We start from the raw sequence: 10,021 nt of genomic DNA on the forward strand, positions 1-10,021 counted from the left end.
GTGAGCCGCCGACCACACGACGAAGGGCCCGCACCGGATCGGTGCGGGCCCTTCGTCGTTCCTCAAGGACGGGCTACAGGGTGGCGCCCAGGGCGAGCGCGGCGAGTGCGATCGCGGTGACGTGGGCGGTCTGGTCGACGTGGGCGGCGCCGCCGTGCTTCACAAACTCGGACTGCCCGGTGTGCTCCATCCACCACAGGACCGGCCAGCGGCGGTCGATGACCGAGTGCGTGGCGCCGAGCCAGAGCAGGGCGAGCGCGGCGGCCGGGACGGTCAGCGGCAGACCGAGCAGGGCGGTGCCGGCGCCCAGGGCGGCGGCGGAGATCAGCACGTGCGTCGCGGCGTGGGTCAGGTTCGCCCGCCACCCGGCCGCGCCGCACTTCGCCTTGTTCGCGGCCTGGTGGTCGGTCTGGCCGGGGTAGTCAGCGAGCAGGTGCGAGACGTACAGCAGGATGAACAGCTCTGCGAACATGGGTTGCCTCCTTGGTCTGGCGGATCGGGGTGGTGAGGGGCGGCCGTGCGCCTGGCAGTGGACGGCCGCCCCTCTCGGAGCGGTCAGCTCCAGTCGATGCTGCCGGTGCCGTGACGGCGCTCGTAGTCGGCCCAGACGCGGGCCGAGCGCTCTTTGCTCTCTCGCTCCGCGCGCTGGAAGTCGGCGGCGGTCTGCCGGTCGATGCGCTCGTGCTGCTCGCGGACGCGGCGGTCTGCGCGGGACTCGCGGGGCGGCTGCGGCTCGGCGCCAGCCGGGTACTTCGGGCTGAACAGACCCATCGGGGGACTCCTTCGAGAGGTTGAGCGACAGGCCGTCAGGTCCAGATGCCGAGGGTGGCCCGGTGGTGCTGGCGGGCCTCCTCGCGGAGCTGCTCGATGCGGGCGGCCTCCGCCGCGCGGTCGTCGCGGTCGTCGGCCTGGCCGTTGTCGAAGCCGCTGAGCGTCTGGCCTGCCATCTCGACCTCCTCGCCGTTGATGTACATGTGCTGGCCGCCGTGCACGACCGCTCCGGGGCTCAGGAAGCCGGAGTTGTTGATTTCGCCCTTCTTGCCCATAACTGTCCTTCTTTCGGTCTCGGTTGGGCTGGCTCTTCGAGCCTGTCCCTCGTGGCCGGTCCCGTCTGCACTGCGAGTGCAGTGGATCCGTGGCGCTGGTCTCGTGTTCCCCTGCGCTCTGCATTCAGAGTGACACGCGCGTGTCAGTCTGCGCAACCCCTCGGGTGAGATTCCCTGGATTCCTCGGCCGGGGCGCCGAGCGGCGAGAGTGACTGTCCCGGCGGTCGGTACGGTCGGCGCCATGAGCTACGACATCCCGAGGAACTCGCGCGGCGAGCGGATCTGTCAGCAGTGCCACGACCCTGACAAGCCGCTGCGGCCGTCGCTCGGCACCAAGCCGGTCATCTACTGCTCAAAGGCGTGCAACCAGCGGGCGTACGAGGCGCGGAAGACGCGGCGGGCGGTCCTGGAGGCGGTGGCCGATGCGGAGCGCCGGGCCGCTGCGGCTGCTGCAAAATCAGTGGTTTTGCCTGCGGAGCCGCAGGCCAGCCCTGCAAAACCACGTGACTTTGCAGGGCCTCCGGAGCCTGCTGACGACGGGGACGGGGATTTCCTCCTGGCGGCGCCCGGGGGCACGGCCGTGCCCGACGAGCCGGTGGCCGCTGCTGCGGAGCCGCCCCGGGCGGTGCGTCCGCCCCGGCGTCCGGCCATACCGCTACCGCCTCCGGGTCCCCGGACGCGCCGCCCGCAACTCCTGCCGGCACGCCAGCCGTCGCTCTTTGACGGCCAGGAGGACGCCGGGCGGTAGTACGGCTCGGGGTGTCGGAGCGCTCCGACACCCCGACGAGACCTGCACCGACGCGGAGCGACCACACCGGGCTCGGCCACATCGCGGCAGCTGCCAGCTCCCCCTGAGCCACGGGCGGGGCTGTAGGTCGCCTCACGCGCCTGCATCCGTGACGGCGGGGGTACGGCGCCCGGCCCCGCTGCTGGCCCGGCAGACGGCCGTGCAGCGCCGCCGACCCCCCTCCCCGTTCCGCTGGCCCGCTTTTTGGATCCCCCGGGCCGCCGCAGTCGCCGACGAGAGGCGGCCACGCGTGCCATGTGACCGTAGGCGCCCCACCCACCGGCCGGGGGCGGTTGGGCTGGGTCGGGCCCAAGAAGGGGCCTGAGCGCCCGCCTGAGCGCCTGTCAGGGGTGGGGTGGGGTGAAGAGATCCAAATGGGGTGCCGGGGCCGGGAGATCGGCGTACAGTCCCCCGCACCTGTCGAAGCGTCACCCGAATGGGTCACCATGAACCCTCTTGCGCAGGCAGACTCGGTTGTGTCAAAGTGATCCGCATGACGCAGCAAACACCGGCCCAACTCCGGGCCACGGCCGAAGCGACCTTGAAGCCGCTCGGCAAGAAGCGGATCGAACTGCTCCGGAAGCTTGAGGAGGTGGAAGCCGAACTGCGGCCGGTGATCGCGACTGCGGTCGAGATGGAGGTGCCCTACCGCCGGATCTACGAGCTGACGGGCGTCTCGCCGAACACGGCGCGGGCCTGGAACAAGGCGACCGGCTGACGGACCGAAACCGGGCCGCCTCGCGCGCGCACGCGTAGGGCCCCCCTCCCCGGAAACCGGGGAAACCGGAAACCCGCAGGTCAGATGGGGTTTCCGCCCGGAAACCGTGATCGCTGGTTTCCGGGAGCGCAAACCACACAAAAAGGCGGGCCGGAACCCCGCGCTAACGGATAGGTTCCGGCCCTTGATCCACGATCCTTTGGAGGGAATCTCGTGGACTTCGCACCAGCATGGAGCAAGATCGGATCGACGACCAAAACCGCCTGCCAGTTCTCGGCGGAGCGGATCAACCGGGCATCTGTCGCGGTCGGCCGGGCGTTGGACGCGGCGGCGCCGTCGTGCGCTCCGCTGGCGGCCCGCTGGGACGCGGAGGCGGACCGGCGTCGGCAGCTGCGGACTCCGCAGCACCTCAAGGCGCTGATGGACGCGCAGCGCAACCACGCCTCGGCGCGGTCGCTGGCGGCCCGTGCCCGGACCGACCGGACGAAGGCGCGGAAGGACTCGAAGAACCCGGTGTCGGCCGCGCGGCGGGCGGCGCGGGTGGCGGACCAGGCCGCGAGGCGGGGCCGGGCGACGGCTCAGGCTGACCTGAAAGCTGCGCGGCGGGACTACCCGGACACCCTGACGCGGGCGGCGGTCAAGGCGCACACGGCGCACGTGGTCCCGGCCGGGATCGCCTCCTACGTGCTGTCCACCCCGGCGGACTGGACGGTGTGGCCGGCATCGCTGTCGGCGGCGCTGATCGCCGTGAACGCGGGCGTGCTGTGGCTCGGCCGCCGCACGGCGGTGGCTGAGGTGTCCGACGACCTGTCAGCAGAGGAGCGGCGCCTGGTGGAGCGACTCGACCCGTCGTACTGGGTGCAGCACGCCGACGAGCGCGGGTTGGCCGGCACGGTGCCGACCCCGGTGGACGTCACCTCCGCCGGGCTGGTCTCGCACGTGCGCCTCGATGGGCGGTGGACGCCGAAGAGCTTCCGGGCCAAGGGCGACGAGATCCGCGCCTTGCTCGGCGCGCGCACCGATCTGCGTATGGAGATCAAGCCGGGCAGCCACGGCGACCGGGCCACGATCACCCTGCGGACCCGCAGCGCGGCCGACGGCATCGAGCTGACGGGCTGGAGCCCGGGGGCGCCGTGGGGCGTCGACACGGTCACCGGTGAGCCGGTGTTGGTGCCGCTGGGCCGCCGGATGCTGATCGCGGGCACGTCCGGGGCGGGCAAATCGTGGTCGACCCGCGCCCTTCTGGCCGAGGCGTCGGAGCCGCCGGATCATCGCCTGGTCGTCATCGACCCCAAGCGAGTAGAGGCGATCAACTGGGAGCACCGCGCCCGTACCGCGATCGACATCACCGACGTCCTCGACCTTTCGGACGAGCTGGTTGAGGAGATGCACGAACGCCTCGGGCTGATTCCGCGTGGCCAGGACGTCATCGAGATCAGCGCCGTGCGCCCCCGGATCACGGTGTTCGTCGACGAGGGCGCTGAAGTGATCTCGATGGCCCGGACCACCCGGGCCAAGGGCACCACGGAGGAACCCGGAGACCCGGACTGGAGCCGGATCATGGAGAACCTGCGGACGCTGGCCCGGATGGGCCGGGCGGCGGAGATCATCCTGATCTGGGCCACGCAGAAACCGACGATGGACAAGAACGGCGGTATCGACCCGCAGATCAGCGCCCAGATCACCTACCGCGCCGCGCTCGCGCTGTCGACGTCCGCCGAGTCCCGCGTCGTCTTCGGCGAGGACGCGACAGAGAAGGGCTGGCACGCTCACGACCTGCCAATGCCGGGCGTGGCCATGCTCCGTTCCGGGCCCAAGGCCAAGCCTCACCCGATCCGCACGCGGGCGTTCTCCCCCGCCCACGTGATCGGCCTGCCGGACCGGTTCGTCTGGCACCGCGTGGTTGCAGCGGGGCGCCCGGTACCCGACCCCGGCCCCGGAGGCGGTCCCCGTCTCCAGCTCGTGAAGTCGGGGACGGCGGACGTGCCGGCGCCCCGCGAGCAGGAGACGGCGGCGGCTCCGGCCGCGCTGACCGATGCCGAATCCGCGGTGCTCGACGCGGTGCGCTCGGCGGGCCGCCCGATCCGGCAGAAGGACCTGGTGGCGGCCTGCGGATTCGCCAAGGGCACCGTCTCGAAGACCGTGGCGAAGCTGGTCGCGGCCGGGCACCTGGTCAAGGGCGGGGACGGCTCGCTGACCGCGACCGCCGGGGAGGTGTCGGCATGAGCGAGGAGATGACCGCCCGCGAGTTCTTCGGCCTCGTGGACCTCGACCGCCCGTACATCCCCGAACTCGACAACGACGACCAGGACGACGACCAGGGCGAGGAGGTGACCGCGTGAACACCAACCGGACCTCGTACACGGTCGGCTCGATCGCCGTCCACGTGGACGCGCAGACGTACGCGGCGTTGCCGTCCACGCTCGCCGGACACGAGGGCGTGAACGCTCTCGCGGCGGCCACCGTGAACGCCGCTGCGGCGGCCGGTGTACAGCGCCGTGAACGCCGTGAGCACGCCGCGCTGATGGCGATGTGCACGCTCGCCGGGGCGGCCGGGCTCGTCGGCCTGGTCGCCACCCTCCTCGCCGTGTACAGCGCCGCGTCCGCCATCGCGGCCTCGGCCGCCGTGCCCGGCGGGATCGGCCTCACGGTCGCCGTCCGCCACACCGCCCGGAAGGGGGCCTGACCATGAACGCGGAACAGATCCGGTCCGCTGAGCGGGCCCTGAGCGTGGGCGTCTGGATGATCGTGGCCGGGGCGGTGCTGTTCTCCGTCCTGACCGTGACGCCGCTGGTCGAGGCTCACACGCCCCCCGCGTGGGCGTGGACGGCCCCGCTGCTGCCGATCGTCGTGGACACCGCCGTCGTCATCGTCGTGCGGCTGGACTCGGCACTCGCCCGGCTCGGCGCGGACGGCGGCATGTGGCCGGCACTCCTGCGCTGGATGACAGGCGCGATGACGCTCGCGCTCAACATCGGGGACTCCGCCCTGCGGGCCGATCTCGTGGGCGTCGCCGTCCACGCGGTCGCGCCGCTGCTGCTGATCGTCAGCGCGGAGTCCGGACTGGCCTACCGGCGGGCCATCGCGTCCGCCGTTGCCCGTCGCGACGCCGAACGCCAGGCTCAGGCGGAGGCCCGTGAACAGGCCCGGCTGGCCCGTGAACAGCGGGAGCGGGCCGAGCGTGAACGCGAGCGGGCCGAGCGCCTGAACGCCGAGCGCGACGCCCGTGAACACGCCGCCGCTCTCGCTCGTGAACAGCGCGAGCACGAGGCCCGTGTACAGGCGGCGGCCCGTGAACACGCGGCCCGTGTACAGGCCGAGGCGGACGAGCGCGACCGGCGGGAGCGGGCCGAGCAGCGGGCGGCTGAGGCCGCCCGTGTACAGGCCGAGCGAGAAGCCCGTGTACAGGCGGCCGAGGCGGCCGAGCGTGACCGCCTCGCGCGGCAGGAACTGCGCCGGGTCGCCGAGCGAGCCCAGGAAGAGCGCGAGCGGACCACCCGGGAACAGGCTCAGGCGAAAGCGCCGGCACCGGCCGCCGAGGTCGAGAAACTGAGCGAGTCGGCCGCCCTCGAAGCGGTCCGCGACGGGATCGCGTCTGGACGGTCCATCAGGGACACCGCCCAGGTCACCGGGTGGTCAATCGGCTGGGTCGGCGCCCGGTACCGCGAGCTGCGGCAGACGGTCGCCGCATGACCTGACACACCACCACAATCAGCTAATGGGCGGTAATACGCCCACAAAGCGCGCATGGGGTGCAGGGGAGGAAAAACCTCCCCTGCACCCTCCCCATTGCGCAACCTGAACGACTGTGTCACACTGAACACATAGCGCAAGATGAGCGGAGGGGAACGTCATGAAGATGCTCGGACGCAAGAGCGCCGCCCGGGCGGCGGCGTACCAGGAGGAACTGCGGCTGGCCGTCACCGAAGGGCGGCGGCGGTGGGGCGGCTGCGGGGCGGCCGACATCCAGCGACTCGCCCGCCACGAGCGCGATGTCGAACTCGACATCTGGGACATCTGGCGCGCAATGGACGGACGGTACTACCACGTGGCCGGGCCCAAGTGACGCCCTGACCTGCACAGAACGACCGAGAGCCCCGCCGGGCGGCGGGGCTCTTTCGTCATCACCGGTGTGACGCGGGAGAGGTGAGCCCCCCTCAGCGACACGCGAAAGGTGTGTGCCAGACGGTCCCGGAGGGTGGAGGATCACCCTCAGCACAACTGCAGAAATGGCGAAGGACCGGTGGTTGCACACCGGCCCCTCAAAGCCAGAGTCCCAACACCTTCCACAGCCCAGGACTCCAATGACAACCAGAGTACGAGACACCGGCGCCGGTGCACCACATGTGCAGGACGGCGCGCCTCCTCTGCCCGCTCAGCGGCCCTCCGGCCCCCGCTGTCACTGCGGGACGCCGATCACCCACACCGCCGGGAAGCGCCCCCGGGTCTACTGCTCCGAAGCATGCAAAAAGCGGGCGAAGCGGGCCATTGCGCGCGGAAGCGCGCTCCCCCCCGCGACCGGTGGGGCAGAACCCTCCGGCACCAAAAAGGGACGCGGCCTTGGTACTACCGCGAAGACTACGGACACCCCAGGTCAGAGCCCTGCGAGACGGCGGGGGGGCGCTGGGGAGTCTGAGGGGGCGCAGCGCCCCTCAGATCAGGAACCTCGCTACAGCGGCGGGGGGCGCGGTACGGCCATGGCGCCGGACGCGGACACGGCGGCCCGGGACGCACAGTTCGAGCTGCGCGAGGCGCTGCGGGCGATCTCCGGCCTCGACCGGTTGGCGAAGTGCGGGGTGTCGGTCCTGGCGGGCGGCGTCACCCCGGTGATCCGCAACGGCCGGGCCGGGTTCGCCGGGGTCGTCACCTGCGGATCCGTGCACGTCTGCCCCTGCTGCTCCACTAGCGTCCGCCGGGTGCGGCAGGACGAGCTGGACCAGGTCGGGCGGTTCTGGGAGTGCCAGAGCTGTGGCCTGGTGATGATGACGCTGACCATGAGGCACTACGAGCGCGACCCGCTGTCCGAGCTGGCGGAGATGCAGCGCGAGGCATGGAAGCGCGGCTTCGGCATGAACGCCGGGCGGGCCTGGCGCGCCGCGAAGGCGGCGTACGGGGTCCGGGGATTCGTCCGGGCCTGGGAGGTCACGCACGGCTCAAACGGCTGGCACGTCCACTACCACGTGCTGTTGTTCCTGGCCCGGCCCCTGGACTCCGGCCGCGTCGCCGCCCTCCAGCACTTGGCCTTCGAGGTCTGGTCCGATGCCCTGGTCAAGGTCGGCGCCCGGATGCCGGTGGAGACCAGCGAGAGGGACGGGCGGCCGGTCGCCGTACGGATCGATGCCCCCGACCGGGGCGAGTCGGGCACGCTGGCCCGCTACCTGATGAAGGGCCAGGACGGAAAGACCCGCTGGGGCGTCGCGGCCGAACTCACCCGCCAGGACGTCAAGCAGGGCCAGGGCGGGCACCGGACCCCGTTCGAGATCGCCCGCGCCGCCGCTGCCGGTGACGCCCGCTCGGTCGAGCTGTGGCAGGAGTTCGTGCGGGCGGCGGTCGGCATCCGTGCTCTGTACTGGTCAAACGGCCTGCGGGCGTTGCTCAAGGACATGGGCTTCGAACTCGACGAGCGTAAGGACGGGCAGGTCGCCGCCGACGAGGCGTCCGCCGGTGTTCCGCTCGCCTGCATCCCGTCCGCGACCTGGTACCGGCACATCGCCCGGCACAAGGGCCGGGCCCTGGCCCTGCTCAAGGGCGCGGAGAAGGGCGGCGCCGCCGCTGTACGCGCCCTGATCGAGTCCTGGGGCCTCACCTGGGGGTTGGACGTCCTGGAGCCGGAGCCTGGGGCCGAGGGCGTCGCGCCGACCGCTGACGAGGTCCTGACCCGCATGGAGCGGGTCGAGCTTGCCGCCCGCATGGCCGTCTGGCGCGACGAGTTCGACCGCCAGGACCGCGACCGCCGCGCGACCCGGATCGTCTGCCAGAAGCCCGGGTCCTGGGAGGCTCGCGCCACTGCCCAGGCCGCTGCTGACCGCCAGCTCGTAGTCGGCCCAGAGAACTTCCTCACCCACATCCGCGCCGCCCGGCGCTCCGGCCCCTGAGACGGCCTCAGACCCCCCTGCGGGGGCAGCAAGTTATACGTTGCGGGAACCGCAACGGGCACCGCCACGCGGACCGCCACGGCACCGCCACCCGAGCCGTGGGTGGCGGTGCGATGGCGGTGCTGTGGCGGTGCCCGTGGCGGTCCGCGTGGCGGTGCTGGCCGGGTGTCTCGCTCAGCTCCGGCGGTCCGGCCGGGAAGGGGTCTGTAGGGAAGTAGTCGACGGCTCTGGCGCCGGTTGACATGCGTTGCTACCCCAGGTCAGGGCGCTGATAGCGGACCGAGAACGTGGGGCCTCGAAGCAACCTGAGCGGCAACCTGAGAAGCAACCTGACGGGCAACCTGACGGGCAACCTGAGCGGCAACCTGACAGGCAACCCGGATCAAGGCTGGCCTGAGTAGAAACGCGGATGCCGGTGTCAGCGGCTCCGCGTAGCGTCGGCGGCTCGTGATCACCGGGGGGTGTGCGATGCGGGACGAGGGCCAGGCGCTGGCGGTGACGATCGGGCTTCTGGTGCTGATCGGCGGGGTGCTCGTGGTCGACGGGCTGGCGGGCCCGTGGTGGGCGTTCACGGTGGCGGCCGGGCCGGTCGTCGCCGGGTACGTGGCCCCGGCCGTGGCCCGGGAGATCGCGGTGCGGCGGCTCGGCCGCCACCTCCGGCGCTGGAGCCGGTGACGCGACAACCGGGGGTTGTCGGCCCCCGGCCGGACCCGAGATCAGATAGCTGATCGCCTAGCTCGCTCCGTCCTGCGGCAGGATGCGGCGGTGACCTCAGAACGCCGCCCGCTGGGCTCGGGCCCCCGCCTCTCCCCTACCTCCGCCGTGCCCCGGATCCCGGGCCGGACCGTCGTGGACCGCGCGGCCGACGAGCCGCCGGCACCCGTCCCGGAGCTGCTGCGGCCGACCGCGTCGCGTGGTCGCCGAGTCCTCGGACCGGGCCCCGCCGAGTGACCCGTGTACGTCCCCGGGGGGACGTACCTTTGTCCACCCGGACCCCTTGACCGAGGCAATGCACAGGGTGTGCCGACGTGGGTCGGCCCGTAGTGCAAGAGCTGTGACCGTTCTCGTCGTGCAGGAGTCGGCGTCGTCCCGGCCGGGCAGAGTGCCGGCATGACGAGGATGCTGGCGCTGGTGGTCGGCGCAACGGTCGCGGTGGTGCTGTTCGTGGTCGGTGGCGGGCGGTACGCGTTGCCGCTCGACGTGATGGTCTGCGGGACGGTCGGCCTGGTGGTGGCCGTCGCCGTGCAGCTGCTCGCGGAGCGCGCGGCCGAGCGCCGGAGGTGAGCCGCCGACCACACGACGAAGGGCCCGCACCGGATCGGTGCGGGCCCTTCGTCGTTCCTCAAGGACGGGCTACAGGGTGGCGCCCAGGGCG

At 72.0% G+C, this 10,021-nt stretch carries 13 protein-coding genes; 10 read left to right on the forward strand and 3 right to left on the reverse strand.

Annotated elements, in window-relative coordinates:
- Window positions 1-73: 73 nt before the first annotated feature.
- The 3 genes from ACZ6MA_RS33780 to ACZ6MA_RS33790 form a co-directional block, all read right to left on the reverse strand.
- Complete coding sequence (locus ACZ6MA_RS33780) at window positions 74-472, reverse strand: DUF3307 domain-containing protein (protein WP_469438722.1); 399 nt, start codon at window positions 470-472, stop codon at window positions 74-76.
- Window positions 473-555: 83 nt separating this feature from the next.
- A complete protein-coding gene (locus ACZ6MA_RS33785) occupies window positions 556-771 on the reverse strand; it encodes a hypothetical protein (RefSeq protein WP_469438723.1) in 216 nt (71 codons plus the stop codon).
- A gap of 35 nt (window positions 772-806) precedes the next feature.
- Window positions 807-1,046 carry a hypothetical protein gene (locus tag ACZ6MA_RS33790; RefSeq protein WP_469438725.1) on the reverse strand — a complete coding sequence of 80 codons (240 nt, stop codon included), beginning with the start codon at window positions 1,044-1,046 and terminating at the stop codon, window positions 807-809.
- Between the two features lie 241 nt (window positions 1,047-1,287).
- Here ACZ6MA_RS33790 and ACZ6MA_RS33795 point away from each other — a divergent pair, with 241 nt between their 5' ends.
- From ACZ6MA_RS33795 to ACZ6MA_RS33840, 10 genes are all read left to right on the forward strand, one after another.
- Window positions 1,288-1,794, forward strand: coding sequence for a hypothetical protein (locus ACZ6MA_RS33795; RefSeq protein WP_469438726.1), 507 nt, complete (start codon window positions 1,288-1,290; stop codon window positions 1,792-1,794).
- 532 nt (window positions 1,795-2,326) lie between these two features.
- Complete coding sequence (locus tag ACZ6MA_RS33800) at window positions 2,327-2,551, forward strand: hypothetical protein (protein WP_469438727.1); 225 nt, start codon at window positions 2,327-2,329, stop codon at window positions 2,549-2,551.
- Window positions 2,552-2,764: 213 nt separating this feature from the next.
- A complete protein-coding gene (locus ACZ6MA_RS33805) occupies window positions 2,765-4,777 on the forward strand; it encodes a helix-turn-helix transcriptional regulator (RefSeq protein ID WP_469438728.1) in 2,013 nt (670 codons plus the stop codon).
- 112 nt (window positions 4,778-4,889) lie between these two features.
- On the forward strand, window positions 4,890-5,237 hold the full coding sequence (locus ACZ6MA_RS33810; RefSeq protein WP_469438729.1) for a hypothetical protein: 348 nt from the start codon (window positions 4,890-4,892) through the stop codon (window positions 5,235-5,237).
- A gap of 2 nt (window positions 5,238-5,239) precedes the next feature.
- Entirely contained in the window at window positions 5,240-6,244 is a 1,005-nt protein-coding gene (locus ACZ6MA_RS33815) for a DUF2637 domain-containing protein (protein ID WP_469438732.1), read from the forward strand.
- A 160-nt stretch (window positions 6,245-6,404) separates the two neighbouring features.
- Window positions 6,405-6,617: a hypothetical protein gene (locus tag ACZ6MA_RS33820; RefSeq protein ID WP_469438733.1), complete on the forward strand. Its 213-nt coding sequence runs from the start codon at window positions 6,405-6,407 to the stop codon at window positions 6,615-6,617.
- A gap of 631 nt (window positions 6,618-7,248) precedes the next feature.
- On the forward strand, window positions 7,249-8,646 hold the full coding sequence (locus tag ACZ6MA_RS33825; protein WP_469438735.1) for a protein rep: 1,398 nt from the start codon (window positions 7,249-7,251) through the stop codon (window positions 8,644-8,646).
- 468 nt (window positions 8,647-9,114) lie between these two features.
- The gene (locus tag ACZ6MA_RS33830; protein ID WP_469438736.1) at window positions 9,115-9,321 is read left to right on the forward strand and encodes a hypothetical protein; all 207 of its coding nucleotides are present in this window, start codon (window positions 9,115-9,117) and stop codon (window positions 9,319-9,321) included.
- Window positions 9,322-9,411: 90 nt separating this feature from the next.
- The gene (locus ACZ6MA_RS33835; RefSeq protein WP_469438738.1) at window positions 9,412-9,597 is read left to right on the forward strand and encodes a hypothetical protein; all 186 of its coding nucleotides are present in this window, start codon (window positions 9,412-9,414) and stop codon (window positions 9,595-9,597) included.
- A 159-nt stretch (window positions 9,598-9,756) separates the two neighbouring features.
- A complete protein-coding gene (locus ACZ6MA_RS33840; RefSeq protein ID WP_469438740.1) occupies window positions 9,757-9,930 on the forward strand; it encodes a hypothetical protein in 174 nt (57 codons plus the stop codon).
- The last annotated feature ends 91 nt before the right edge of the window (window positions 9,931-10,021 follow it).

The sequence above is a fragment of the Streptomyces sp. NPDC042259 genome, assembly GCF_055582085.1.

Excerpts from the sequence above, each read along its gene's own strand:
- ACZ6MA_RS33800 (WP_469438727.1), top strand. The coding sequence starts at position 2,327 with ATGACGCAGCAAACACCGGCCCAACTCCGGGCCACGGCCGAAGCGACC.
- ACZ6MA_RS33780 (WP_469438722.1), bottom strand. The coding sequence starts at position 472 with ATGTTCGCAGAGCTGTTCATCCTGCTGTACGTCTCGCACCTGCTCGCT.
- ACZ6MA_RS33790 (WP_469438725.1), bottom strand. The coding sequence starts at position 1,046 with ATGGGCAAGAAGGGCGAAATCAACAACTCCGGCTTCCTGAGCCCCGGA.
- ACZ6MA_RS33785 (WP_469438723.1), bottom strand. The coding sequence starts at position 771 with ATGGGTCTGTTCAGCCCGAAGTACCCGGCTGGCGCCGAGCCGCAGCCG.
- ACZ6MA_RS33830 (WP_469438736.1), top strand. The coding sequence starts at position 9,115 with ATGCGGGACGAGGGCCAGGCGCTGGCGGTGACGATCGGGCTTCTGGTG.
- ACZ6MA_RS33820 (WP_469438733.1), top strand. The coding sequence starts at position 6,405 with ATGAAGATGCTCGGACGCAAGAGCGCCGCCCGGGCGGCGGCGTACCAG.
- ACZ6MA_RS33825 (WP_469438735.1), top strand. The coding sequence starts at position 7,249 with ATGGCGCCGGACGCGGACACGGCGGCCCGGGACGCACAGTTCGAGCTG.
- ACZ6MA_RS33795 (WP_469438726.1), top strand. The coding sequence starts at position 1,288 with ATGAGCTACGACATCCCGAGGAACTCGCGCGGCGAGCGGATCTGTCAG.
- ACZ6MA_RS33815 (WP_469438732.1), top strand. The coding sequence starts at position 5,240 with ATGAACGCGGAACAGATCCGGTCCGCTGAGCGGGCCCTGAGCGTGGGC.
- ACZ6MA_RS33840 (WP_469438740.1), top strand. The coding sequence starts at position 9,757 with ATGACGAGGATGCTGGCGCTGGTGGTCGGCGCAACGGTCGCGGTGGTG.